The organism is Pseudomonas sp. BE134, assembly GCF_031456105.1.
Lineage (GTDB): Bacteria > Pseudomonadota > Gammaproteobacteria > Pseudomonadales > Pseudomonadaceae > Aquipseudomonas.
Genome location: NZ_JAVDUA010000001.1, coordinates 134,901 through 160,012 on the forward strand (window position 1 = coordinate 134,901; position 25,112 = coordinate 160,012).

Genomic DNA, 25,112 nt, shown 5'->3' on the forward strand with positions numbered 1-25,112 from the left:
AAGCAGCCGTAAAATCAGGCCACTCGGTGTAACAGATACACCATGGCGGCGGGATTTACGACGGATGCGCCGCCGGACGCAGCCTCGCGGGCTCGGCAGTTGCTACATGGATCGCGTTATCGATGGAGCAGCTTGGCCAGTCCGGCGTCCGCCAGGTGTCGGGTCAATTCTGCCGCCGTCATTTCAACGCCTAACCTGAATGCCTGCCCGGCCCACAGGTTGCTGAAATCCGCTTCGTCCTTGGCTCGCAACGGCATCAGCGCACCACCGGCGAGTGGGAAGGTCGGCGCTTTATCGCAGATCGGCCCAAGCTCGCGCATCACCCGATTGAGGATGCCGCGCGCCGGGCGACCGGTGAAAATGTTAGTGACGGCGGTCTCACTCTCTTTGGCGGTGCGCAATGCTTTGTAATGTGAGCCGCTGACCTTGGCTTCCGGTGTGAACAAGTAAGCCGTACCGACCTGCACCGCCGAGGCGCCCAACACAAAGGCGGCAGCCACCCCCCGCGCATCACTGATTCCGCCGGCTGCAATCACCGGCACGTTCACGGCATCGACAATCTGCGGCACCAAGGCAAAGGTCCCGACCTGGCTGCTCAGATGGTCACTGAGAAACATCCCGCGATGACCACCGGCCTCGTAACCCATGGCGATGATTGCGTCGCAGCCTTGCTGTTCCAGCCAGACGGCTTCTTCGACCGTGGTGGCCGAGGAGAGAATTTTCGCGCCGGTGGCTTTTACCCGATCCAGCAGGGATTTTTCCGGCAGGCCGAAGTGAAAACTGACCACTTCAGGGCGAAACGCTTCGACGACCTCGCAGGCAGCGGCATCGAACGGTGCTCGATTTGAAACCGGTGTCGGCGCGTCGAAATCGGCGCCCAGTTCCCGGTAGTAAGGTTCCAGCAAGTCCTTCCAGTCCCGGGCACGTTGCTCATCCGGAGGCGGAGGTTGATGGCAGAAATAGTTGATGTTGAACGGGCGCTGGGTATGTTGGCGAATCGTCTGCAACTCTTCGCGCAGTTGCTCGACGCTGAGCATCGCAGCCGGCATCGAGCCCAGACCGCCGGCGTTGCTCGTCGCGATGACCATGGCCGATCCATTGGCGCCGGCCATGGGGGCCTGAATGATCGGCAGTTCGATACCGAGCAGGTCGAGAATGCGGGTGTCTGGCCATTGGCTCATGTCATTGATGCTCCGACGTCAAAACAGGGCAGGAACGGTAGAACCGGTTTTTTACCAGCTATCGCGGGTGCAGGGCCAGTCGACTTTTGGCCGGCCTGCGGTTTGGCTGAAAGTCTTGTACGGCGAAATGTTGGTTTGTGGTATTTCAAGGGTCCACATCCTGATTGATTCCATTGAAAGGCAACGATGTTCAACGGTATTTTGATCGACAAAGACGACAGCGGTTACCGGGCCACACTGCAACAGATCAATGACGATCAACTGCCCGAGGGCGATGTGACGGTGCGCGTGGCGTACAGCACCTTGAACTTCAAGGATGGTCTGGCAATCACCGGCAGCAGTCCGGTGGTGCGAAAATTCCCCATGGTGCCGGGGATTGATCTGGCCGGCACTGTCGAAGTCAGTGATCACCCGGACTACAAGTTTGGTGATCAGGTCGTACTCAATGGCTGGGGCGTGGGCGAAGGGCATTGGGGTGGATTGGCGCAGAAGGCGCGCCTGAACGGTGACTGGCTGATCCCGCTGCCGAAGGAATTTACTACGGCTCAAGCAATGGCCATCGGCACCGCAGGCTACACGGCAATGCTGAGCATCCTGGCGCTGGAACATAACGGTGTGACGCCGGAGCAAGGCGACGTACTGGTGACCGGTGCCAACGGTGGTGTAGGCAGTTTCGCCATCGCGCTACTGAGCAAGCTGGGCTATCGCGTCGTCGCCTCCACCGGTCGTACGTCCGAGCACGAGTACCTCAAACAGCTAGGCGCCAGTGAAATCATCGACCGCGCCACGTTGTCCGAACCCGGCAAACCGTTGGCCAAGGAACGTTGGGCGGCGGTCATAGACTCGGTCGGCAGTCACACGCTGGCCAATGCCTGCGCCAGTACAAAGGCTAACGGCACGGTCGCTGCCTGTGGTCTGGCGCAAGGCATGGACTTCCCGGCTTCGGTCGCACCGTTTATTTTGCGTGGCGTGACATTGGCCGGGATCAACAGCGTGACCCAGCCCAAGGCCAGACGCGTACTGGCCTGGAATCGACTGGCCAAGGATCTGGACTTCGCGTTGTTGCCGTTGATCAGTCATGAAATCGGGTTGAGCGAGGCGATCGAAGCGGCACCGCGTCTGCTTGCCGGGCAATTGCGCGGGCGGGTGGTGGTCGACGTGAATCGCTGATCAGCGCGTCTCGCGTTCCAGCAATTGGCGCTTGCGCTCAACCCCCCAGCGATAGCCTGACAGGTTGCCGTCGCTACGCACCACGCGGTGGCAAGGAATCGCCACCGCCAGACTGTTAGCGCCGCACGCCTGGGCCACGGCGCGCACGGCTTTTGGCGAGCCGATGCGTTGGGCAATCTCGGCATAACTGGCGGTGCTGCCGGCGGGAATCTCGCGCAAGGCTTGCCAGACGCGTTCCTGAAACGCCGTGCCGCGCACGTCCAGCGGCAAGTCCAGGCCGACGGCTGGGGCTTCGATAAATCCCACCACCTGGGCGATCAGTTGCTCGAACTCATGATCTGCACCGATCAGGTTGGCGCGGCGAAATTTGTCCTGTAGGTCGCAGACCAGTTGATGCGGATCATCCCCCAGCAGAATCGCGCAAACCCCGCGTGCGCTTTGCGCCACCAGAATGGCCCCCAGGGAACATTGGCCGACGGCAAAACGGATGTCGGTATTGTGCCCCTCAGCGCGGTAGTCCCCCGGCTTCATGCCCAACAAATGATCTGCTGCTTCATAGAAACGACTGTTGGAATTGAAGCCGGCGTCATACAAGGCGTCGGTGACTGAGCCACCCTCCATCAGGCGTTCACGCACCTTGCGCGAGCGATGGGCCGTGGCATAACCCTTGGGAGTCAGCCCGGTGACGGCTTTGAACACGCGGTGGAAGTGGAAACTGCTGAGGCCCGCGGATTCTGCCAGCTCATTGAGCGTCGGCAGGTTTTCGGCGGATTCGATGTGCCGGCAGGCGGCGGCAACGGTAGCCGCGTGCTGGGCAGTGACGTCACTTTGATCTTTTGCGGCGCGTTTGCTTGGACGATAGCCCGCCGCTTGAGCCAGCTCCGGCGTTTCGAAAAATTCGACATTTTGCGGTTTCGGCAAGCGCGCCAGGCTGCTGGGGCGGCAGTAGATGCCGGTGGTTTTTACCCCATAGACAAACTGCCCGTCCGCGGCCGGATCGCGGGCGACGACTGCGGCCCAGCGAGGATCGATCTCGGTTGCTGTTTTAGTCGAATGAGTTGTCATGTCTGTATGTCCATTGACCCGTTTCATTCAGATTAATCAGGCGGCAGGGGCATCGCACTCCGGGTCTTGCGGTCAAATTCGAGCGCTTCATCCGGCCGTGCGAAACGTAAAATTGATCCTTTGTTCGCCCAGTCTCGGATGATGACCGTCCTTGATCGGCAGTACGCCGTGATAGCGCAAACGGTCCACGCCACCCCAGACCACGATGTCACCATGCAGCAACGGCACGCGACGGCTTTTATCGCTTCGTTCAAAGCCACCAAACAGGAACGTCGCCGGCAATCCTAGCGACACCGACACAATCGGGGCTGCGTAGGAACCTTCGTCTCTGTCCTGGTGCAATGACATCCTGGCCCCTGGGACATAACGGTTGATCAGGCAGGAGTCGGGGACGAAGTCCGCGAATCCCGCTTCACGCGCCGCTGCTTGGGCCAGTTCGAAAAACACCTCAGGCATCGCGGGCCAGGGTTGCCCGGTCTGTGGGTCATTGCGCGTGTATTTGTAGCCACTTCGGTCAGTAGTCCAGCCCAAGTCTCCGCAACTGCTTAACGCCACCGACATGGTAAAGCCGCCGGGTGTGACCATCTGCCGAAACGGTGCGGCCGCTAAAACCGCGTCCAGTGCGGTCAGTAACGGATCCAGCCAGGGCAGGGCAAAACCACGCAAGACGCAGGCTTGTTCACCGATCTGCTCGCGTCTGGGTGGCTGCTCGGGCTCTGTGTAGGCAAACAAATCCAGGGTGATGGGGCTCATGGCTCATAACGCATCGTGAAAGATGATTCCAAGAGTATGCCGTTTTCCGCTGTGCACGCGACTCACACCGTGGCGCATGTTCACTCGGTAATAGCCGCGAACACCTTTGACCGGCCGCTGGCTGACGGCAAAGATCAGGGCATCGCCTTTCTTCAGGTCAATGACCTGAGGACGTGACTGCATGCGCGGGCGCTGTTCGGTCAGGACGAATTCGCCGCCAGTAAAATCCTCGCCCGGTTCTGCCAGGAGAATCGCCACTTGCAAGGGGAAAACGTGCTCGCCGTACAAATCCTGATGCAGGCAGTTGTAGTCCTGAGGGCCATATTGCAGCAATAAGGGGGTTGGGCGTTCCTGACCGGCGGCATGGCAGCGTTGCAGAAATGCTTCGTGCGTGGCCGCAAAGCGCGTCGGCAGGTCCATGCATTCGTACCAGCGATTGGCAATCGGCACCAGTGCGGGGTAGAGCTCGCTGCGCAAACGGGCGACAGGATCCGGCAGGGGGTATTTGAAGTACTTGTACTCGCCGCGGCCAAAACCGTGACGAGCCATGTTCACCTGTGAGCGAAAGAGCTCAGGCTGCCCGTACAGGGCGCTGATTTCGTCGCAGGCCTTGGCACTCAGGAGTGATCGGATTATGGCGCAGCCATCCTGATCGAGTTGTTGCTCCAACATGTTCTGACGCCTTGACCAGATGTTTGATGGGTCAGTCTAGGCGACGGGGGAGGCGCGAACACTCCGGTGCTTGCGGTCAAATTTCAGCAGCAGGAGCAGACATCCATGCTGTCGCTCCGGGGCTGTTACAGCGCTTTGCTGACGCTGATGTCACTGATGACGTCATCACTCTGGCCATGAATGGCGTCAAGCGCCGCCTTGGCTTCTTCGGCGGTGCCGTTTTCAAGCTGGGCAAACTCGAAGCGGCGTTCGCCGTTGAGTTTGTATTTGATGACGTACTTGGTCGTTTGAGCCACGGTCTTACCTGCCTTGTTTCATGTGCGGACGTTACTCAGCTCAGTTTCGTGCTGGAGCGACGGATGATCTTGATCGAGTGTGTCAGGGTCGGTTTACGGGTCACGCTGATCGGCCGGCGGTTGACCGTGTCGATGGTGATGTTCCAGAAACCGGTGCTCGGTGCGGTAATCCGAGCCGGGAAGGTGTCGAATGCGCCGCCGTGGTAGGTGTGACGACCGCCATTTTTGAAGCTGCGGAAGTTGGCGTCGTTCATCAAGCGGATGTTGCACGTTTGGGAGCACTGGATGACGACGATGTCGTCTTCATTGAGGTGCTCGCGCTGGTGGATAAATTTCATGAGGCGCCTCCAGAAGGGCTTTTTCTACAAAATCAAAACGATAGCATGGGCGATGGGCGCAGTTTATCAGCCCGTACAGGTTATTATCCGGTCGTCGCGCTCCGCTTTGACAATTAAAACCGGTTATTCGCCTTCCCATGAGTGATAAAAGTGATAAGCCTCGGAGAAAATCAGCCATTGTGCTGTCGGAGGGTCTTTATCGGAGGTTTAGTATGAAGTGGGGTGTGTTAGTGCTGCCGTTAGCATTGGTCGTGAGTGGCTGCGCGAATGTTTCGGAGATCGACAAGACGCTACCAACCATGAGCGTGATCTCAGGCAAGAAGCCCCAGGAATACGCCCAGTGCCTGGTTGTACAATTGGCCGAGAGTCGTGGCGCCTTGCAGTTGGAATCGCAAAAAGACGGAATGCGTGTGATCGTTCCGGCGAAGTTCTCGTCGGACCCGGCCGCGGTCTTTGACATTGAAGAGCGCTCCAGTGGCAGCAGCATCAAGCTGCATGAGCGGATGTCCAATGTGCCAGTGCGGCCCATGGACGTACAGAAAGCCGCCAATACCTGTATTTCCGGCTGATAGACTAGCGAAGAACAACATTGATGCCGTCAAAGCTGTGCTTTGACGGCATTGTCATTTCTGGAGTCAGGCATGAAGCGAGAGCAGGTTCGGGAGCGCCATGCAGAGGGCCACATCTCTGCCACCCATGTGATTCAGAATCCGGCGGATCCAGGCGAATGGATCGTATTTTTCAAAAAAAGCGCCGGGCGCAGTTATTTTCTGGTGGACGATAACGATGAGGTCGAATCTTTCAGTCGTCTCGACGACTTGATCGAGGCCGTGCGTGGCCTCGGGATCAAATTCGCTGAAATTCACATGTAAGGTCGATGCCTTACTTGCAGACCACAACAACGCTGCGGTTCTTGAAATTGCCAACGTCGACACCCAGGGTCTTGTCGCTTTCCTTGGGTGCCGGCGTGCCGTCGGTCCCGACAATTCGGTAGCCGGTGCCAGCGCAGGAGGCATCGGCTTTTTCGTAGCACGTGGCCCAGGAGTTGGCTTCGCCGGAGCAATCGATGGTCAGCCCCTGTTCACCATTATTCAGGTAAGTCGTTTCCGAGGAGGCGCAGCCGCTCAGGGTCAATACTGCGATCAGTGGCAAAAATTTAGTCATGTCGTGGTCGTCGTCGGATGATAGGGCTAAGCGCTGTGACAGCGCTGGCATCAAAAGGTTATAGCGAAGGGCCACTTCGTTGCAGGCAATCACAAAAAAGCCCTGCGAAGGGGCAGGGCTTGGTCAAGACGGGTTCAGATCAAGTCTTGTCTTTACCGCGGCGTTTGACGGTTGGGTGTTCAAGCTGCAATACGGATGCCACTTCAATCGCAGACGCTTCGGTAGGGAATGGCCCGGTGATAATCTCGCCGCCGCCGAAGTTGTGTATCCACCACTGGCCGTCTTCCGCCTGTTTGATCAGGAACCCGTTGACGCTTTTTGCTTCCGACATCTATCTGCCTCGTTGGCTGGTTCAATTACGCAATGATAGCGCCAAATGCACTCGGAAAGTGCCGATGAGCGTATGGTGGTGCGATTGCATGTCTGGTGGAACCACTAGTGCCGGTTCGAAGTTATCTGCTATCTATTAGACGCTGCGGAACTATCTGCGGGAATATTTCTCTATGATGGCATCGGTTAGCCAGTGCGGGGCATTGTAAGGTGCGCGCCGCCTGATTAGACTGCGCCGAACTCGTACACACAGCCCTTTCAAGGACTTTTATGATCAAGAAATGCTTGTTCCCAGCAGCCGGTTACGGTACTCGCTTCCTGCCAGCGACTAAAGCCATGCCCAAAGAAATGCTGCCGGTGGTGAACAAGCCACTGATCCAGTACGGCGTCGAAGAAGCACTGGACGCTGGCCTGAACGAAATCTCGATCGTCACCGGTCGTGGCAAGCGCGCCCTCGAAGACCACTTCGACATCAGCTATGAGCTGGAAAACCAGATCAAGGGCACCGACAAGGAAAAATACCTGGTTGGCATCCGCAAGCTGCTGGACGAGTGCTCGTTCTCCTACACCCGTCAGACCGAAATGAAAGGCCTTGGCCACGCGATCCTGACGGGCCGCCCGTTGATCGGTGACGAGCCGTTCGCTGTGGTGCTGGCGGACGACTTGTGCGTCAACCTCGAAGGCGACGGCGTGCTGACCCAGATGGTCAAGCTGTACGAACAGTACCGTTGCACCATCGTCGCGATTCAGGAAGTGGATCCGCAGGAAACCAACAAGTACGGTGTAATCGCTGGCGAGTTGATCGCTGACGACCTGTACCGCGTTCGCAACATGGTCGAGAAACCGGCTCCGGAAGACGCTCCATCGAACCTGGCGATTATCGGTCGTTACATCCTGACTCCGGACATCTTCGAGCTGATCAAGCAAACCGAACCTGGTAAAGGTGGCGAGATCCAGATCACCGATGCGCTGATGAAACAGGCGAAAAACGGTTGCGTGATTGCCTACAAATTCAAGGGCAAGCGTTTTGACTGCGGTGGCGCCGAAGGCTACATCGAAGCAACCAATTTCTGCTTCGAGAACTTCTACAAGACTGGCAAGGCTTACTGATAGCTGTTGACCTGCTTGTATTGAAAAGCCACCTTCGGGTGGCTTTTTCATTTTCTGGCCCCAAATCGTTTGCAGTACTTGCCCGGCGGACGTCTGCGGGTATGCTTGTGGACTGCCGAGGAGATTGAAAATGGCCTTTGATTTTGATTTGTATGTGATTGGCGCAGGTTCCGGTGGTGTACGCGCTGCGCGATTTGCCGCCGGATTTGGCGCGAAAGTGGCCGTGGCCGAGAGCCGCTATCTGGGCGGCACCTGTGTGAATGTCGGCTGTGTGCCGAAAAAATTGCTGGTCTACGGCGCCCACTTCGCCGAAGACTTCGAGCAGTCGTCCGGGTTTGGCTGGACGCTGGGCGAGGCGCAGTTTGACTGGGCCACGCTGATCGCCAACAAGGATCGCGAGATCAATCGCCTCAATGGCATTTACCGCAATTTGCTGGTCAACAGCGGCGTGATCTTGCATGAAGGTCACGCCAAAATCGTCGACCCGAATACGGTCGAGATCAATGGCGAACGCCATACGGCTAAAAACATCCTGATTGCGACCGGCGGCTGGCCGCAAATCCCGGATATACCGGGGCATGAGCATGCCATCAGTTCCAATCAGGCTTTCTTCCTCAAGGAATTGCCAAAGCGTGTCCTGGTAGTCGGGGGTGGTTACATTGCCGTTGAGTTCGCGGGCATCTTCCACGGGCTGGGCGCCCAGACTACGTTGCTGTATCGCGGCGAGCTGTTCCTGCGCGGTTTTGACGGGGCGGTACGCAAGCATCTGCAGGAAGAGCTGACCAAGCGTGGCATGGACCTGCAATTCAATAGCGATATCGAACGCATCGACAAGCAGCCTGATGGCAGCCTGAAGGTGACGCTCAAGGATGGTCGCGAGCTGGAGGCCGATTGTGTGTTCTATGCGACCGGTCGACGTCCGATGCTCGATAATCTCGGGTTGGAAAACACCGGGGTCAAGCTCGACAAGAAAGGCTTTATCGAGGTCGACGAGCAGTATCAGACGGCCGAGCCCTCGATCCTGGCGCTCGGCGATGTGATCGGTCGGGTTCAGCTGACACCGGTCGCCTTGGCCGAAGGCATGGCCGTGGCGCGACGCTTGTTCAAGCCTGAGCAATACCGCCCGGTGGATTATAAAATGATCCCGACGGCCGTGTTCAGCCTGCCGAACATCGGCACTGTCGGTTTGAGTGAGGAAGACGCCCGCGAAGCCGGCCATGAGGTGGTGATCTTCGAAAGCCGCTTCCGCCCGATGAAGCTGACCTTGACTGAATGCCAGGAGCGCACGCTGATGAAGCTGGTGGTGGACGCCAAGACCGATAAGGTTCTCGGCTGTCACATGGTCGGGCCGGATGCCGGCGAGATCGTGCAGGGGCTGGCCATTGCCTTGAAGGCGGGGGCGACCAAGCGCGACTTCGACGAAACCATCGGCGTGCACCCGACGGCCGCCGAAGAGTTCGTCACCATGCGCACACCTGTCGCAGGTTAATCGTCCTTCGCTGCGTCTGGCGCTGTCGCACTGACCGCCGCCAGGCGCACGCTTTCATCCAGGCTTGCCTGAGTCTTGAGCAACTGGATTTCCAGCGCTTTGATTATCTGCGACTGTTCGTCGACACTCTGTTTCAACGACTGACCTTCCAGCAGTGCGACGCGCAAACGTTCCTGGAGGAGGGTGCGTTCGCTGTCGATGCGATGGACCTGTTCCAGCAATTGGTCCTGTCGACTGTTGGTTTGCTTGAGTTGGTCCTGCAACAGGCTCAACTCTCTTTGGGCACCACGGTTCTCGGTGAACAAGCGCTCATTGTCGCGGTGCAGTTGAGTGATCTCGTCCTGGCGCACCATTGCGCTTTGCTGCGCCTGGCGCAACTCCATTTGAATCTGCTGCACCTGGCTTTCGTGGCGGCTTTGTTCCTGCTCACGCTGTTCTTTGACGGCGTTACGGTAGTGCTCCAATGCCTCGCGCGCGTGCAGATGTTTTTCTTCCAGCGAGCGGATCTGCTCGTCCTTGTCCTGCAAGCGTAATTCGAAACCGGCCAGCGCCTGATTCAGCCCGGCGTTGCGGGTTTGTTCCGTCTGCAACATTGAGCGGGTTTCTTGAAGCGAATCCGATTCCTGTGTCAGCGCCAGGCTTTGCATTTCGTACTGCTGATGCAATTCGGTGTTGCTCTCCTGCGCTTCTGCCAACTGGCTTTCCAGTGTTTTGCGCTGCTGTTCGAATGCCTCGCGAGCCTGGTCGATGGGTTCCTGGGCCTTCTCCTTCAGACGTTGCGCCAAGCGTGACACCAGGCCTGCCAGCTCGTCATCGATAGGTTCTGGCGCGGGTTCGGCGCGCTCGCGGCCGTCATCCAGTTCTTTCAGATAGCGGTGGATCGTGGTTTTCGAGCCCGTGTTTCCCATTTCGATCCGTACTGCATCAATGCTTGGGTTTTCACCTCGGGCGAGAATCGCCAACCGTGCCGCTTGCACCACTGCTTTATTTACGCCGCCACGAGCCATGAGTTCTCCTACGATTTCGTACTGTGGTACATGCCACCAATGTACGCAGTGTACCATCTGAAAAATAAAGTTAAATGATGTCAGTTTGTCATGCGGGATATACTGGTATTACCCCGTGTGATGAGCCGTACAATGTGATTGCACCCGCCAAAGCGGTACGTTTTAGAGAGTTGAACCGATGACCGAGCTGGATCGATACCTACAGGCCGCCACGCGCGACAACACCCGCCGCAGCTACCGGGCGGCCATCGAGCATTTCGAAGTTAGTTGGGGCGGGTTTCTGCCTGCGACTGCCGACAGCGTCGCGCGCTACCTGGTGGCGTATGCGGGGGAGTTATCGATCAACACGCTGAAGTTGCGTTTGTCGGCGCTGGCGCAGTGGCACAACAGCCAGGGTTTTCCCGACCCGACCAAAACGCCGGTGGTACGTAAAGTCTTCAAGGGCATTCGCGCGTTGCACCCGGCCCAGGAGAAACAGGCCGCACCCTTGCAGCTTCAGCATCTGGAGCAGGTGGTTGCCTGGCTGGAACTGGAAGCACAAACCGCCAAATCTCAAGATGATCAACCGACTCTCCTGAGAGCAAGGCGCGACATGGCGCTGATTCTCCTCGGATTCTGGCGCGGGTTTCGAAGTGATGAGTTGTGCCGTGTACAGATCGAACACGTTCAAGCGATCGCAAACTCAGGCATCACGCTTTATTTGCCGCGAACCAAGAGCGACCGCGAGAACCTCGGCAAGACCTACCAGACCCCAGCCTTACAGCGTCTTTGCCCGGTGAGCGCCTACATTCAGTGGATCACCGAAGCGGCCCTGGTTCGCGGGCCGGTCTTTCGAGGCATCGACCGCTGGGGCCACTTGAGCGAAGAGGGGCTGCACGCCAACAGCGTCATCCCGCTACTGCGGCAGGCCCTGGAGCGTGCCGGCATTCCCGCCGAGCACTACACCAGTCACTCCTTGCGACGCGGGTTTGCCAGTTGGGCGCATCAAAGCGGTTGGGACTTGAAGTCGTTGATGAGCTACGTGGGCTGGAAGGATATGAAGTCCGCCATGCGCTATGTTGAAGCCAGCCCGTTTCTCGGCATGGCCCGACTCACCGAAAAGCCGTTGGCGCTGTAGATCACATTTTCTTCTATTAATACCGTCGGCTAATAGCGAAAACAAATCAGCAGCATGAGGTTTGCCAATGAGCCATCCGGTGATCGAGTGGGTAGGATTCACCCCATCAACTTGTTAACCAAACTTTTCAACCCTGACGGAGAGTCATCGATGCCTATCATCAACAGCCAAGTTAAACCATTCAAAGCTGACGCCTTCAAAAATGGCGACTTCGTACACGTGTCGGACGCTGACCTGAAAGGCAAGTGGTCTGTCGTTTTCTTCTACCCGGCTGACTTCACCTTCGTTTGCCCGACCGAGCTGGAAGACCTGGCTGACAACTACGACGCGTTCCAGAAACTGGGCGTCGAGATCTACAGCGTTTCCACCGATACCCACTTTGCCCACGCTGCCTGGCACAACACTTCGCCAGCTATCGGCAAGATCCAGTACACCATGATCGGCGACCCGACTCACGCCATCTCCCGCAACTTCGACGTGTTGATTGAAGAAGCAGGCCTGGCTGACCGTGGCACCTTCGTGATCAACCCTGAAGGCCAGATCAAAATCGTTGAACTGAACGATGGCGGCGTTGGCCGTGACGCTTCCGAGCTGCTGCGCAAAATCAAGGCTGCCCAGTACGTCGCTGCTCACCCGGGCCAGGTTTGCCCAGCCAAGTGGAAAGAAGGCGAGGCCACTCTGGCTCCGTCCCTGGACCTGGTCGGCAAGATCTAAGTCTGTGAGCGCTGCATCAGGGCGGTACGCCGCACCTGCTCAGTAAGCTGCACCGCCCTCAAAAACGCCCGGGCGAGATTCGCTCGGGCGTTTTTTTATGCCTGCTTTTTATGAAACAGCAAAAGGAAATCGCCCGTATGTTGGACGCCAATCTTAAAGCCCAGTTGAAGTCGTACCTGGAACGGGTCACCCAGCCGATCGAGATCGTTGCTTCCCTCGACGACGGTGCGAAATCCCAGGAATTGCTTGAACTGTTGAAAGACGTTGCCAGTCTTTCCACGCAAATTACCTTGCTCGATAACGGTGACGATGCACGCAAGCCATCGTTCTCGATCAATCGCCCGGGAGCCGATATCAGCCTGCGTTTCGCCGGCATCCCGATGGGCCACGAATTCACTTCGTTAGTGTTGGCGCTGCTGCAAGTCGGCGGCCACCCTTCGAAGGCCAGTGCTGAAGTGATCGAACAGATTCGCTCACTCAAAGGCGAGTTCAGCTTCGAGACTTACTTCTCGCTGTCCTGCCAGAACTGCCCGGACGTCGTTCAGGCGTTGAATCTGATGGCCGTGCTGAACCCGAACATCCGTCACGTCGCCATCGACGGTGCACTGTTCCAGGCCGAAGTCGATGAGCGCCAGGTCATGGCGGTGCCCAGTGTCTACCTCAACGGTGTGAATTTCGGCCAGGGCCGCATGGGCCTGGAAGAGATCCTCGCCAAGCTAGACACCAGCGGTATCGAGCGTCAAGCCGAGAAGCTCAGCGCCAAGGACGCATTCGATGTATTGGTCGTTGGCGGTGGCCCGGCCGGTGCGGCGGCTGCCATCTACGCGGCGCGTAAAGGCATTCGCACTGGTGTGGCGGCGGAACGTTTTGGTGGGCAGGTGCTCGACACCATGGCCATCGAAAACTTTATTTCCGTGCAGGAAACCGAAGGGCCGAAACTGGCCAGTGCCCTTGAAGAGCACGTTAAGCAATACGACGTCGATATCATGAACCTGCAGCGGGCTACCGCGTTGATTCCAGCGAACAATCCTGGCGAGTTGCATGAGGTGCGGTTCGAAAGCGGTGCCACGCTGAAAACCAAGGCGCTGATTCTTGCCACGGGCGCGCGCTGGCGTGAAATGGGCGTGCCGGGCGAGCAGCAATATAAAGCCAAAGGCGTATGTTTCTGCCCGCACTGTGACGGTCCGCTGTTCAAGGGCAAGCGTGTGGCGGTGATCGGCGGCGGTAACTCCGGCGTTGAAGCGGCGATCGATCTGGCCGGCATCGTGTCTCACGTAACGCTGCTGGAGTTCGACGTGCAATTGCGCGCCGACGCGGTCTTGCAGCGCAAGTTGCACAGCCTGCCCAACGTCACTGTGATCACCAGTGCGCAGACCACCGAAGTGTTGGGCGACGGACAGAAGGTCAACGGCTTGCGTTACAAGGATCGTCAGTCAGACGAGTTGCGTACGATCGAGCTGGAAGGCATCTTTGTGCAGATCGGTTTGCTGCCTAACACCGACTGGCTCAAGGGCACTGTCGAGTTGTCGCCTCGTGGCGAGATCATCGTCGATGCTCGCGGTGAAACCTCGATGCCGGGCGTGTTTGCCGCCGGTGACGTGACCACCGTGCCGTACAAACAGATCGTGATCGCCGTGGGCGAGGGTGCGAAGGCTTCCCTGAGCGCGTTCGATCACCTGATCCGGACCTCGGCCCCGGCGTAAACGCCGACGCTGAGAACAAAAAAACCCCATGAGTGATCATGGGGTTTTTTTGTGCGTTGCGCAGATCAAATGCGGGAGCGGGCTTGATTTGTGGTGGGGCTTACAGTGGCGCAGGCTGGATGATCTCAACCCAGTACGCATCCGGGTCCTTGATGAAGGCCAGGCTTTTCATGCGCCCGTCATTCAAGCGCTTCTGGAAATCACAGCCCAGCGCTTCAAAACGCTCGCACGCTGCGCGGATGTCCGGTACGGAAATGCAGATATGACCGAAACCACGCGGGTCAGTGTTGCCGTTGTGGTAGGCGAAGTCAGGGTCGTTCTCGGTCCCGTGGTTGTGGGTCAGTTCGAGAATGCCAGGGATCGACTTCATCCACTCGGTGCGTGCAGCGGCGTCGGCCGGGATCTGGTTTTTGTCGACCAGGGCCAGGAAATACAGACTGAATTCCGCTTCCGGGAAATCGCGTTTTTCCACCAGCGAGAAACCGAGGATGCGCGTGTAGAAATCCAGGGACTTAGTGATGTCCTTGACCCGAAGCATGGTGTGGTTGAAGACGAACTTCTGGGTCGCGGTGTCAGGCTGGGCGGTGACGCCTGGGAAAGTGTTCAATTCGTGCAGGCTCATGGGCCCTCCGGAAAATAAGTGGGGCTAACGAATGGCGACAATGATACGCAACGCCTCAGACATCACCAAACCAAAACCGTCAGCTATTGCCTGACAGGCGGGCGAGGCTCAGACTTTACCGCTCAGTCCGTGAGTGTTTATTGCAATGGTTCGATTCTGTCACTCGATGTTCATCATGCTCGGCATCTTGTCTGCGATTGCCAGCGCTCATGCACAGGTGCCACAGGTGCCACAGGTGACATGGCCCAGTGGCTGGGAAGTCGAAGCCCTTGCGCAGGACGATGCCGGCGCTAAAGTGTCCCGTCAGCGCGCGGTCAAAAACGATCAAAGCGGCACGCCGGTGATGGTCATGGAATTGACCATGACTCAGGTGGAAAGCGGTCACCAGGTGAATGTGCAAGGCGTGTTGCTTGAAATGCGTAAAGCGGTGCAAAAGGACTTCTTTCAAAGCGGCTACCAAAGTGTCTGTAACAAAGTGCATCCCACGACACTGAGCCACCTGTCGGCCCTGGAAACTACCTGCACCATTACTCAGAACGGACGACATGTGCTGTCGCAAACATTGGTGGGGGCGGTGGATGCCGATAACGCCTATGTTCTTTCCTACGCGGGGCAAGCCGAGGCTTATAAGGAAAGCCGGGAAGAAATTGAAGCAGTCCGTAACAGCCTGAAACTTTAGTGTCGGCGTTTAACGTGGCGACGGATTTGGGCGGGTTTCGACATTTTTAGATACCCAAAGGCATTAAGCATAAAGTTAATCGGCAAGTTGCGAGTTGATCCACGCCGATCGTTGCATTTAGAAGGCATCCATAAAAAAGCCCTGCACTGGCAGGGCTTTTTTATAACCGCTAGCTGTTAGCTGCGCAGCCAAGAGTCAACAGTGGATGCACCGTATTGTTCCTTCCAGGCCTTCAGGCCACGGTGGTTGCCACCCTTGGTTTCAATCAGTTCACCAGTGTGCGGGTTCTGATAGACCTTGACCACGCGAGCACGGCGGGTTTTAGGTGTTTTTGCTTGTTGCAGACCGGATTTTGCCGGGTTCGGATCGAGAATGGCGACGATGTCACGCAGGCTCTTGCCGTAGGTTTTCATCAGCCCCTGGAGCTTTTCTTCGAATTCGATTTCTTTCTTGAGCCCGGCATCGTTCTTCAGCGACTCCAGCTGCTTGAGCTGTTCCTGAAGGGCCTTTTCAGCTGCACGAAATTCAGCGAGTCTGGACAATATCTTTACTCCAATAGTGTGTTTGGCTGATACCAACCGCAAACAAAGCTATAAGCCAAGAGCCTTGAAGCGACTCGGTGATAGTGGCTCACCTGCCAGTTTTGCACAGGCTTGAAAAATTGTAGTAGTTAATTGGCCAAGAGTAAATCCTGACGTTTTTTTCATGTAACAACCGTAGTCTTTTGATTCAATTTGGTGCGGGTTGTCGATGTCCCGTCGCTTAAAGTCACTAGTTAATGGTGGGTTAATGCGTTAATGAACTCTGCGCCGGGCATCGGTCGACCGTACAGATATCCTTGCAGGAAGTTCACGCCGTGGGCGCTCAGATAGTCACTTTGCTCCTGTGTTTCCACACCTTCGGCGACGATTCCCAGATCGAGTTTGGCCGAGAGTTCGATGATGGAATCCAGAATGTGCCGCGAAAGCACGTCGATGCCGATCATGGCAACGAAGCTCTTGTCGATTTTCAGGAAATCCACATTGAACTGACGTAAATAACCCAGGCTGGAGTGCCCGGTGCCAAAGTCGTCAATCGCGATCATAACGCCCAGCGCATGAAGCTGTTCGAACAACTGGAGCGTAACGTCGCTCGGCTTGATCAGTTCGCGTTCGGTCAGTTCCAGCACCAGGTTGATGGAGCCGGGTGCGAAGGCGCGGAGAAACTCACGACAGTCTTCGACCAGTTTCAGGTCGTTGCAGTGACTGGCGGTGATGTTGATGGCGATGTGAAAGGGTTCATTGAAGGAGGAGGAAACAGGCCCCAGCCATTGGGCGGTCTGTCGCATCAGTGAACGGGTCATGGGCACAATCAGCCCGGAATCTTCGGCAAACGGGATGAACATTTCAGGGCGTACCAGGCCTTCCTTCGGGTGTTTCCAGCGCATCAGCACTTCAGCGCCGGACCACTTTCTGGTATCGCCATGCACAACCGGCTGAAAATACGGGACAAACTCTTGCGCAGCCAGGGCGCGCTGCATCTCGCGAGTAGGCGACCATGAGCGCTTCTGCAGGACGTGTCCGAAGGCGCCGGAGACCACACCAAAAAAAATCAGCAGGCTGAACAGCGGCGGGTATTCGCCGGCCATGTAGCGCCAGATTTCGCTCTCGGGGTAACCGGCGACGACGGTAAAGCCATAGCGCGAGGAAGTGAGTTCGCTTTCGGCGACGGGCAAGGTGGGCAGGGGGTCTTTGTGGACTTGGCCGTCGGCGGACAACCAGTTCGGTCCCACTTGCAGCAGCAGCGACGTCTTGCGACCAATCAGGCGCAGCACGTTGCTTAAGTGGTAACCGTCCAGGGTCGTCAGTGCGCCCTGTTTTCCCTCGCTCAGGCGATACACCAACAATGCGGTATTAGGGGTGACCGGGTTGCCACTCATGAGTAACAGCCTGCCTTGCGCATAGTCGCCGGCAGTGATCTTCTCCTGGGAATCGCCGAATAAAGAGCTGCAATAAATGGTGTCGTCCCATACCAGACTGGCGGAGCGCACGAACGGGCGGCGGGTGACCTGTTCGCGCAGGGCCAACTTGACGTCGTTGCAATTTTTGCCAGCCAGCGGTACCAGTTCGCGAGCGGACTGGGCCGTATTGTCGAGCATCAGATCGAACTGGCGCAGGGCTTCCTCTGCGGTCTGTCGGCTGCTGTGCTCAAGGGCCCGTTCAGCCTGCATATATAGAATGGCACAACCCAGTATTACCGGGGGCAGCCCACACAGCAGGGTCACCATAATACGGGTGCGCAACGGGCGACGGCTTTTGGCAGTCAATGGCATCCGGGAAATCTCTCACGAAGAAGCAGGGCTCTATAATGCAGGCAGGACGACCACACGCCTCCCAAAAAAAGCTCAATTGATGGCCATAATAGTCGGCCCTCGGCGCTTGTGCCGTTAAACGGGTGTTTGATCTGATGGCCAGCTTGACATAGGCCGGTTTGACGGGGGGCGCTATCGTGCCTTGGTGGCATGCTGATGCTGGCGTGGATTTTCCTCTGCAACAAACCCCTTGCACGATTAGGGAAATAGGGGATTTGATACAGAAGGCGGACAAACCGTTTTACGCTGTGTAGAATCGGGTTACGCATACAATAATAAACGCCTTCTGGCAGCAGAAGCCTCGCCCGCAAGAGCCTTGGGTCGACAATGAAGAGTTTCGGGTTTCAATTGATCTACGGTGACTTCCTCGCCCGCAGTGTGCGGGGCATTTCCTGTGCGCCGCCCGCCGGTCTCAGCATTGCTAATAACTAACATTTGTTAATTCCAAAAGCATGATGAGGCGCCAAAATGGCAGATTTATACGAAAACCCAATGGGCCTGATGGGCTTTGAATTCATCGAATTCGCATCGCCAACCCCGAACACCCTGGAGCCGATCTTCGAGATCATGGGCTTCACCAAGGTGGCGACCCACCGTTCCAAAGATGTGCACCTGTATCGCCAGGGCGCGATCAACCTGATCCTCAACAACGAACCGAACAGTGTGGCCTCTTACTTCGCGGCCGAACACGGCCCGTCGGTTTGCGGCATGGCTTTCCGGGTCAAGGATTCGCAGCTCGCCTACAAGCGCGCACTGGAAATCGGCGCCCAGCCGATCCACATCGAAACCGGCCCGATGGAACTGAACCTGCCGGCGATCAAAGGCATTGGCGGCGCGCCGCTGTACCTGATCGACCGCTTTGGTGAAGGCAGCTCGATCTATGACATCGACTTCGTGTTCATTGAAGGCGTGGACCGCAACCCTGTTGGTGCCGGTCTGAAGATCATCGACCACCTGACCCATAACGTGTATCGCGGTCGCATGGCCTACTGGGCCAACTTCTACGAGAAGCTGTTCAACTTCCGCGAAATTCGCTACTTCGACATCAAGGGCGAATACACCGGCCTGACCTCCAAGGCCATGACCGCGCCGGACGGCATGATCCGCATCCCGCTGAACGAAGAATCGTCCAAGGGCGCCGGGCAGATCGAAGAGTTCCTGATGCAGTTCAACGGTGAAGGCATCCAGCACGTTGCTTTCCTGTCCGATGACCTGCTCAAGACCTGGGATCACCTGAAAAGCATCGGCATGCGCTTCATGACCGCGCCACCGGAAACCTACTACGAAATGCTCGAAGGCCGTTTGCCGAACCACGGCGAGCCGGTTGATCAACTGCAAGCGCGCGGGATTCTGCTGGACGGTTCGTCCGAGTCGGGCGACAAGCGGCTGCTGCTGCAGATCTTCTCGGAAACCCTGATGGGGCCGGTGTTCTTCGAATTCATCCAGCGTAAAGGCGACGATGGTTTCGGCGAAGGCAACTTCAAGGCATTGTTCGAATCGATCGAGCGTGACCAGGTTCGTCGTGGCGTACTCGCCACCGACTAATCCGCCACACCGCTAAACAATGTGGGAGCGGGCTTGCCCGCGAATGCAATCGTTCATTCAACACATCAGTTGACTGACACGACGCCTTCGCGGGCAAGCCCGCTCCCACATTTGGTTTTGTGCGTGGCTTAAGGTCGGCGGTGCCGCATCAGGTGTTTGAAGCCTTCGAACACCAGCACCACCACCGCGAGCCAGATTGGAATATAAGTCAACCATTCCCCGGGCTTGATGCTTTCTCCGAGCAGCAATGCCACACCCAGCAACAACACCGGCTCGACATAACTCAACAGCCCGAAAAGACTGAACGGCAACAAGCGGCTGGCGATGATGTAGACCACCAACGCCGAAGCGCTGATCACCCCGAGAATCGGGATCAACAGCGACAGCCATGGGTGTTGATCGAACACGCCAAAGCCCTGTTCACCACTCTGCACAAACCAGAAGGCCAACGGCAGCGTCAAAGCCATGTCCATCCATAAGCCACCAAGGTTGTCCGTGGCCAGACGCTTGCGCAGCACGAAGTAGGTCGGATAACCGATGCACACCAGCAAGGTCGCCCAGGAAAACCCTCCGACCTGATAGACCTCATTGGCCACGCCGAGGCAGGCGAAAAACACCGCGATCTTTTGCAGATAGGAGAGACGCTCGCCGTAGGCGATTCGTCCGGTCAGCACCATCGTCAGCGGCAGCAGGAAATACCCCAGCGACACGTCCAGGCTGTAGCCGTTGAGCGGTGCCCACATGAACAGCCAGAGCTGTACACCGAGCAGGGCCGAGGAGGCGACCAGCGCGGCGATCAATTTCGGATGTGCGGTGGCGCGCCGAACAATCTCGATCACACGCGTCCATTCCCCGGACACCACCATGAACACGGTCATGCAGGGCACGGTCAACAACATCCGCCAGCCGAAAATTTCCACGCCGCTCAGGGGGGTGAGCAACGATGTGTAGTAATACATGACGGCAAACAGCACCGAGGCTGAAACCGATAAAGCGATACCTTTAGACAAACTGCCCTCGCGAGGTTGAACGTAAAACGGGGCGCAGAGGATACGTGGTTTTCGTATCAAATATTGTCCGATCGATCAACACAGATCGAATGTGGGAGCGGGCTTGCTCGCGAATACAATCGTTCATTCAACATTTCAGTTGGCTGACACGACGCCTTCGCGAGCAAGCCCGCTCCCACATTAGTTTGTGTTTGTTCAGTTGGTGCGGGGTTTACGGCCAGACACAAAATGGCTCACATCATTAAACCCCGGCGTTGACGAATGCCCAGGCACCACAAGCGAATCAATAAACGCCTCATCCAGCGCCGTAATCTTCACCGCCTGCGCCTTGGTGTACGCGTCCCACTGTTCCTCGGTACGCGGTCCGACAATCGCCGAAGTCACCGCACCGTTGTTCAGCACCCAGGCAATCGCAAACTCGACAATCCCCACGCCACGTTCCTGGGTGTACTGCTGAATCTGCTGGGCAATGCGCAACGACTCAACCCGCCATTCGGTTTCCAGAATGCGTTTGTCTGCACGCCCGGCCCGGCTGTTGGCATCCGGTTTCACGTCCGGCGCGTATTTTCCGCTGAGTACGCCGCGCGCCAACGGACTGTAAGGCACCACACCGAGGCCATAATTGTGCGCGGCGGTAATTTGCTCGGTTTCAGCCTGACGGTTGACGATGTTGTACAGCGGCTGACTGATCACCGGCCGGTCTACCCCCAGTTGATCGGCCACCCGAATCACCTCGGCGATGCGCCAGCCACGGTAGTTCGACAAGCCCCAATAACGAACCTTGCCCTGACGAATCAAATCGCCTATCGCCGACACAGTTACCTCCAGCGGCGTGTTGTTGTCTTCGCGGTGCAGGTAATAGATGTCGAGATAATCAGTGCCCAAACGGGTGAGGCTGGCGTCGACGCCATTAAAGATGTGTTTGCGGCTCAGGCCACTGCGGTTCGGCACACCATCCACCGGGCCGAAACCGACCTTGGTCGCCAGCACCCATTCGTGGCGGTTACCGGCAATCGCTTCGCCGACGATTTCTTCAGAGCGCCCGCCGGTGTAAACGTCGGCGGTGTCGATGAAATTGATGCCCTGGTCCCAGGCCTTGTCGATGATTCGCAGGGAATCTTCGGTGCTGGTCTGTTCGCCGAACATCATGGTGCCCAGGGTCAGGGTAGAGACCTGTAAACCCGAATGACCCAGCGTGCGATAGCTCATGAGGAAATCCTTTTACCTGTGGGAGAAAGGCTCAATCAAATACCAGAACCGTCGTCGGGATCAATCGGAATTATCGACACAGTCCCCCTGTGGGTGGGTGGTAATAAACGGCAATGTTTAATCGGTCTGGCTGGATGGGGTTGGAGGCTACATATCCTTGCGCCGTTGCCTACGACTGCGCCAGAATCCGCCGGCTTGTGCGCCTTGGGCCTGGGCTCTATCGTTTGCTCATCGCTGAAAAACAGCGATCGGGTTTGGTAGCCCGATTAGCGTAAGGTGCAATGCATCACCATTTGCTGCGTTTATTCGTCTCTGCTTTATGGTGGTCATGCACAGGGCGTCTTCGGACGCGCCGGTTACCTTGCGCCCGGTCTACCAACCTGCGTATGGCCGCCACCCATCCGTTTGGTAGCGATGGTGATGGCTCCTGTTAATAGCGCAAGGAGTTTCATCTATGTTCAAGATCACACCCAACCCACCCGAAACCGACGACGTTTCCCCCTACGAATCCACCGATCCCAAAAAACTCAACACCGCCGCCGACCGCGCCCTCGATTACTACCTCAAACCAGTCATCCCCAAAGACACCCCACGCAAACCCAGCACGATTTACTTCGTCGGCCCCGAGACCGATAACGAAACCTTGCTGGTCAACGCCTGCGAGACGTTGGCGTCAGCAAGTGTGATGTTGAGTGATTTCGCCGGGCAACTGAACGGTACGCAGCGCCATACCCTGCTGGGCATTCAACACTCCGTCATGCTGGGTGAGCTGGCGGTAAACCGGATGCTGGATAACGTCGACCCGCACGGCTAACTCGGCCGCACATGAAAAACGGCCCGCAAGGGCCGCTTTTGTAGGCGTGGATCAGGTTTACACCCGCAACGTCCGCGTCATCCGCAGCGCCAGCAAGCTGCCGCACACAATCACACCCGCCAGCAGATATAGCGCAGCATCGGTCGAACCGGTGCTGTCCTTGACCCAACCTACCAGGTAAGGGCTGAGGAAACCCGCCATCTGCCCCATTGAGTTGATCAGCGCCAAACCACCCGCTGCCGCACCTGCGCTCAGCAGTGCCGTCGGCACTGGCCAGAACATCGGCAAACCGGTGAGGGCGCCCATGGTGGCGAGGGTCAGCCCGAGAATCGCAATAGCCGGCGTCGTTGCAAAGTTCACTGCGATCAGCAGACCCACCGCTCCCATCAACATCGGTACCACCAAATGCCAGCGGCGTTCCTTGCGCAGGTCCGCCGAGCGACCGACCATCAACATGAACACCGCCGCCAGCAAGTACGGAATCGCACTCAACCAGCCAATCACCAGGTTATCGCTGAAGCCCAGGTTCTTGATGATCGACGGCAGCCAGAAGTTGATCGCGTACACACCGCTCTGGATGCAGAAGTAGATCAGACCGAACGCCCAGATCGCCGGGTTCTTGAACACCGCCGACAGCGAGTCGGTGGTGGTTTTCGGTTTGTTGGCCAGGTCTTGGGCGTGATCCGCTTCCAGCACCGAGCGCTCAAACGGGGTCAGCCATTTGGCATTGGCATAGCTGTCGCTCAGCAGGAAATAGGCAAGGGCACCCAGGATGACGGTCGGAATGCCTTGCAGCAAAAACATCCATTGCCAGCCGGCCAGGCCGCCCTGGCCTGCGCCAAAGTGATTGAGGATCCAGCCAGAGAACGGACTGCCGAGCAGGCCGGATACCGGGATTGCCGACATGAACAGCGCCATGATGCGGCCACGGCGGAAGGTCGGGAACCATTGCGAGAGATACAGCACCACGCCCGGGAAGAACCCGGCTTCAGCGGCGCCGGTGAACAGGCGCAACGTGTAAAACTCGGTCGGTGTCGTGACGAACAACAGGCAAGTCGAGAGCGTGCCCCAGACGATCATCATCAGCGCGATCCAGCGCCGTGGGCCGAATCTGGTCAGGGCCAGGTTGCTCGGAACGCCGCACAGCACGTAGCCAATAAAGAAGATCCCGGCGCCGAGGCCGTACACGGTTTCGCTGAATTTCAGGGCGTCGAGCATCTGCAGTTTGGCAAATCCAACGTTCACCCGGTCGAGGTAGTTGAACAGGTAGCAGATGAAGATGAAGGGGATCAAACGCAGGGTAATGCGTTTGTAGACGGCGTTTTTCTCGTCAACGATGGCCTGGGTAGCGGCGGCGCTCTGTGACATGGCGGGCTCTCTCTTTATTATGATTTTTTGCGATGCGAGGGTAACGTGATCGCCCAGAGAGTCTCGGTCACGCTCAGGGTCGTTGTCTTTGTGCCTGAGCACAGGGTTTCAGACCCAGGCCTGTGCGGGTGAACAACCCGTCCCACTCCGTTTTCAAGGACCCCCCGTTATGTTCGAACTCGATCACGACCTGGCCCAGGACATTGTCGACCGGGCGATGGCCATTCTGCCCTACAACGTCAACGTCATGGACAGCCAGGGGTTGATTCTCGGCAGCGGCGAGCCAGAGCGCATCAATACCCGTCATGAGGGCGCGCAACTGGTGCTGGCCAACGGTCGGGTGGTGGAGATCGACGCGCAGACGGCGATCCATCTGAAGGGGGTGCAACCGGGCATCAATTTGCCGCTGCTGCTTGATGGGCGCTTGATTGGCGTGCTGGGCATCACCGGCGAGCCCGAGCCATTGCGCACTTATGCCGAGTTGGTGCGAATGACGGCGGAAATGCTGGTCGGCCAGCGCAATCAGCAGGCCGAGCAGCAATGGCGGCGTCAACGTTGCGATGATTTGCTGGCGTTGTTGCTGAGCGAAACCGGGGACTCGCCGCGCTTGCTCGATGAAGCGCAGCAGTTGGGGCTCAAGCCGCAGATGATGCGGGTGCCTTATCTGTTTGAATTGGGCATGGAGCACGGCCCGGCGCAAACCGTTGAAGCGCTGAGTGCCTGGTTGACCTCGCGTTACCCGGACAGTTGGTGCGTGAGTTCGGCGAAGTCGTCGCTGCTGTGGTGCCGGCCGGCTTCACAAACAATCGAAAATGAACGGCTGCTGGAAAAACTCGATGGCTTGGGCTGGAACATTCTGCGCATTGCGGTGGGCGGCCAGGCCGAGGGATTGTCGGGGCTGCGGCGCTGTTACCGACGTGTCGGGGACTTGCTGGCGTACGGGCGCGATGTGTTGCCGCGATCGCGCTTGCTGACGCTGACCCGTTATCGATTACCGGTGATGCTCTGGCGGCATCGCAACGACGACGCGCTAGACGAATTGCTCAACCCGTTGCGCAAAGTCATCGCCAAGGACGGCAACGGCCAACTGTTGGCGACGTTGCGCAGTTGGTGTGATCACGATGGCCAGAGCCAGGCATGCGCCGATGCGCTGGGGATTCATCGCAATAGTTTGCGGTATCGAATGGAACGGATTGCGGAGTTGAGTGGGGTTGATCCGCTGAAACTGGACGGCATGCTTGCGTTGTATCTCGGTGTTCAACTTCTGCCGCAAACCGACTGACCGAACACAACCCCGTAGCAGCTGCCGAGCCTGCGAGGCTGCGTTCGGCTGCGCAGCAGTCGTAAAATCATCCATTGAGGTGTGTCAGGTAAATTGTGCTTGCCGGGTTTACGACTGCTTTGCA

The 25,112-nt window shown here is 57.5% G+C and carries 27 protein-coding genes; 12 read left to right on the forward strand and 15 right to left on the reverse strand.

Annotation, left to right across the window (positions count from 1 at the left end; translation table 11 throughout):
* Positions 1–116: 116 nt before the first annotated feature.
* The gene (locus J2Y56_RS00595) at positions 117–1,181 is read right to left on the reverse strand and encodes a nitronate monooxygenase (RefSeq protein WP_310347867.1); all 1,065 of its coding nucleotides are present in this window, start codon (positions 1,179–1,181) and stop codon (positions 117–119) included.
* 186 nt (positions 1,182–1,367) lie between these two features.
* Between J2Y56_RS00595 and J2Y56_RS00600 the strand changes: the two genes are divergently transcribed.
* The gene (locus tag J2Y56_RS00600; RefSeq protein WP_310347870.1) at positions 1,368–2,351 is read left to right on the forward strand and encodes an MDR family oxidoreductase; all 984 of its coding nucleotides are present in this window, start codon (positions 1,368–1,370) and stop codon (positions 2,349–2,351) included.
* Here J2Y56_RS00600 and ada read toward each other — a convergent pair whose 3' ends face one another.
* The 5 genes from ada to J2Y56_RS00625 form a co-directional block, all read right to left on the reverse strand.
* Positions 2,352–3,416: a bifunctional DNA-binding transcriptional regulator/O6-methylguanine-DNA methyltransferase Ada gene (gene ada, locus J2Y56_RS00605; protein ID WP_310347873.1), complete on the reverse strand. Its 1,065-nt coding sequence runs from the start codon at positions 3,414–3,416 to the stop codon at positions 2,352–2,354.
* Between the two features lie 87 nt (positions 3,417–3,503).
* A complete protein-coding gene (alkB, locus tag J2Y56_RS00610; protein ID WP_310347876.1) occupies positions 3,504–4,169 on the reverse strand; it encodes a DNA oxidative demethylase AlkB in 666 nt (221 codons plus the stop codon).
* A 3-nt stretch (positions 4,170–4,172) separates the two neighbouring features.
* Positions 4,173–4,841: a 2OG-Fe(II) oxygenase gene (locus tag J2Y56_RS00615; RefSeq protein ID WP_310347878.1), complete on the reverse strand. Its 669-nt coding sequence runs from the start codon at positions 4,839–4,841 to the stop codon at positions 4,173–4,175.
* A 125-nt stretch (positions 4,842–4,966) separates the two neighbouring features.
* Positions 4,967–5,137 (reverse strand): hypothetical protein, encoded by a 171-nt coding sequence (locus tag J2Y56_RS00620; RefSeq protein ID WP_310347880.1) that lies wholly within the window; start codon positions 5,135–5,137, stop codon positions 4,967–4,969.
* A 35-nt stretch (positions 5,138–5,172) separates the two neighbouring features.
* Positions 5,173–5,475, reverse strand: a complete 303-nt coding sequence (locus J2Y56_RS00625; protein WP_007946189.1) for a DUF1883 domain-containing protein — start codon at positions 5,473–5,475, stop codon at positions 5,173–5,175.
* 212 nt (positions 5,476–5,687) lie between these two features.
* Between J2Y56_RS00625 and J2Y56_RS00630 the strand changes: the two genes are divergently transcribed.
* Positions 5,688–6,044, forward strand: coding sequence for a hypothetical protein (locus J2Y56_RS00630; protein WP_310347882.1), 357 nt, complete (start codon positions 5,688–5,690; stop codon positions 6,042–6,044).
* A gap of 72 nt (positions 6,045–6,116) precedes the next feature.
* A complete protein-coding gene (locus J2Y56_RS00635) occupies positions 6,117–6,347 on the forward strand; it encodes a hypothetical protein (protein ID WP_007946191.1) in 231 nt (76 codons plus the stop codon).
* Positions 6,348–6,357: 10 nt separating this feature from the next.
* Here J2Y56_RS00635 and J2Y56_RS00640 read toward each other — a convergent pair whose 3' ends face one another.
* Together J2Y56_RS00640 and J2Y56_RS00645 are read right to left on the reverse strand one after the other, a co-directional pair.
* Positions 6,358–6,639, reverse strand: coding sequence for a hypothetical protein (locus J2Y56_RS00640; protein WP_150781156.1), 282 nt, complete (start codon positions 6,637–6,639; stop codon positions 6,358–6,360).
* Positions 6,640–6,778: 139 nt separating this feature from the next.
* Positions 6,779–6,970: a hypothetical protein gene (locus J2Y56_RS00645; protein WP_150779776.1), complete on the reverse strand. Its 192-nt coding sequence runs from the start codon at positions 6,968–6,970 to the stop codon at positions 6,779–6,781.
* 269 nt (positions 6,971–7,239) lie between these two features.
* On the opposite strand from J2Y56_RS00645, the gene galU reads away from it, so the two are divergent.
* Positions 7,240–8,079: a UTP--glucose-1-phosphate uridylyltransferase GalU gene (gene galU, locus J2Y56_RS00650; RefSeq protein WP_007946194.1), complete on the forward strand. Its 840-nt coding sequence runs from the start codon at positions 7,240–7,242 to the stop codon at positions 8,077–8,079.
* A 130-nt stretch (positions 8,080–8,209) separates the two neighbouring features.
* Positions 8,210–9,568, forward strand: a complete 1,359-nt coding sequence (gene gorA / locus J2Y56_RS00655; RefSeq protein ID WP_310347887.1) for a glutathione-disulfide reductase — start codon at positions 8,210–8,212, stop codon at positions 9,566–9,568.
* Here the strand turns inward: gorA and J2Y56_RS00660 are convergent.
* Entirely contained in the window at positions 9,565–10,575 is a 1,011-nt protein-coding gene (locus tag J2Y56_RS00660) for a DNA-binding protein (RefSeq protein WP_007946196.1), read from the reverse strand. The genes gorA and J2Y56_RS00660 overlap by 4 nt on opposite strands.
* 178 nt (positions 10,576–10,753) lie before the next feature.
* On the opposite strand from J2Y56_RS00660, the gene J2Y56_RS00665 reads away from it, so the two are divergent.
* From J2Y56_RS00665 to ahpF, 3 genes are all read left to right on the forward strand, one after another.
* Positions 10,754–11,692: a site-specific integrase gene (locus tag J2Y56_RS00665; RefSeq protein WP_310347890.1), complete on the forward strand. Its 939-nt coding sequence runs from the start codon at positions 10,754–10,756 to the stop codon at positions 11,690–11,692.
* A 150-nt stretch (positions 11,693–11,842) separates the two neighbouring features.
* The gene (gene ahpC, locus J2Y56_RS00670; protein WP_007946199.1) at positions 11,843–12,406 is read left to right on the forward strand and encodes an alkyl hydroperoxide reductase subunit C; all 564 of its coding nucleotides are present in this window, start codon (positions 11,843–11,845) and stop codon (positions 12,404–12,406) included.
* 137 nt (positions 12,407–12,543) lie between these two features.
* Positions 12,544–14,109 carry an alkyl hydroperoxide reductase subunit F gene (gene ahpF / locus J2Y56_RS00675; protein ID WP_310347893.1) on the forward strand — a complete coding sequence of 522 codons (1,566 nt, stop codon included), beginning with the start codon at positions 12,544–12,546 and terminating at the stop codon, positions 14,107–14,109.
* Between the two features lie 100 nt (positions 14,110–14,209).
* Here ahpF and gloA read toward each other — a convergent pair whose 3' ends face one another.
* Positions 14,210–14,731 carry a lactoylglutathione lyase gene (gene gloA, locus J2Y56_RS00680; protein ID WP_007946202.1) on the reverse strand — a complete coding sequence of 174 codons (522 nt, stop codon included), beginning with the start codon at positions 14,729–14,731 and terminating at the stop codon, positions 14,210–14,212.
* Positions 14,732–14,876: 145 nt separating this feature from the next.
* On the opposite strand from gloA, the gene J2Y56_RS00685 reads away from it, so the two are divergent.
* On the forward strand, positions 14,877–15,410 hold the full coding sequence (locus J2Y56_RS00685; protein ID WP_310347896.1) for a DUF4946 domain-containing protein: 534 nt from the start codon (positions 14,877–14,879) through the stop codon (positions 15,408–15,410).
* Between the two features lie 176 nt (positions 15,411–15,586).
* Here the strand turns inward: J2Y56_RS00685 and J2Y56_RS00690 are convergent, their stop codons facing one another.
* The gene (locus tag J2Y56_RS00690; RefSeq protein ID WP_007946204.1) at positions 15,587–15,952 is read right to left on the reverse strand and encodes a histone-like nucleoid-structuring protein, MvaT/MvaU family; all 366 of its coding nucleotides are present in this window, start codon (positions 15,950–15,952) and stop codon (positions 15,587–15,589) included.
* A 233-nt stretch (positions 15,953–16,185) separates the two neighbouring features.
* A complete protein-coding gene (locus J2Y56_RS00695) occupies positions 16,186–17,721 on the reverse strand; it encodes an EAL domain-containing protein (RefSeq protein ID WP_310347898.1) in 1,536 nt (511 codons plus the stop codon).
* Between the two features lie 507 nt (positions 17,722–18,228).
* On the opposite strand from J2Y56_RS00695, the gene hppD reads away from it, so the two are divergent.
* Positions 18,229–19,305 (forward strand): 4-hydroxyphenylpyruvate dioxygenase, encoded by a 1,077-nt coding sequence (hppD, locus tag J2Y56_RS00700; RefSeq protein ID WP_007946206.1) that lies wholly within the window; start codon positions 18,229–18,231, stop codon positions 19,303–19,305.
* Positions 19,306–19,433: 128 nt separating this feature from the next.
* Here the strand turns inward: hppD and rarD are convergent, their stop codons facing one another.
* Together rarD and J2Y56_RS00710 are read right to left on the reverse strand one after the other, a co-directional pair.
* Positions 19,434–20,315 carry an EamA family transporter RarD gene (gene rarD / locus J2Y56_RS00705; protein WP_007946208.1) on the reverse strand — a complete coding sequence of 294 codons (882 nt, stop codon included), beginning with the start codon at positions 20,313–20,315 and terminating at the stop codon, positions 19,434–19,436.
* Between the two features lie 195 nt (positions 20,316–20,510).
* Positions 20,511–21,524 (reverse strand): aldo/keto reductase, encoded by a 1,014-nt coding sequence (locus tag J2Y56_RS00710; RefSeq protein WP_310347900.1) that lies wholly within the window; start codon positions 21,522–21,524, stop codon positions 20,511–20,513.
* Positions 21,525–21,978: 454 nt separating this feature from the next.
* Between J2Y56_RS00710 and J2Y56_RS00715 the strand changes: the two genes are divergently transcribed.
* Entirely contained in the window at positions 21,979–22,338 is a 360-nt protein-coding gene (locus J2Y56_RS00715) for a DUF6124 family protein (RefSeq protein WP_310347902.1), read from the forward strand.
* Between the two features lie 57 nt (positions 22,339–22,395).
* Here J2Y56_RS00715 and J2Y56_RS00720 read toward each other — a convergent pair whose 3' ends face one another.
* On the reverse strand, positions 22,396–23,706 hold the full coding sequence (locus J2Y56_RS00720; protein ID WP_310347904.1) for an MFS transporter: 1,311 nt from the start codon (positions 23,704–23,706) through the stop codon (positions 22,396–22,398).
* Positions 23,707–23,875: 169 nt separating this feature from the next.
* Here J2Y56_RS00720 and J2Y56_RS00725 point away from each other — a divergent pair, with 169 nt between their 5' ends.
* On the forward strand, positions 23,876–24,988 hold the full coding sequence (locus J2Y56_RS00725) for a sugar diacid recognition domain-containing protein (RefSeq protein WP_310347906.1): 1,113 nt from the start codon (positions 23,876–23,878) through the stop codon (positions 24,986–24,988).
* Positions 24,989–25,112: the final 124 nt, after the last annotated feature.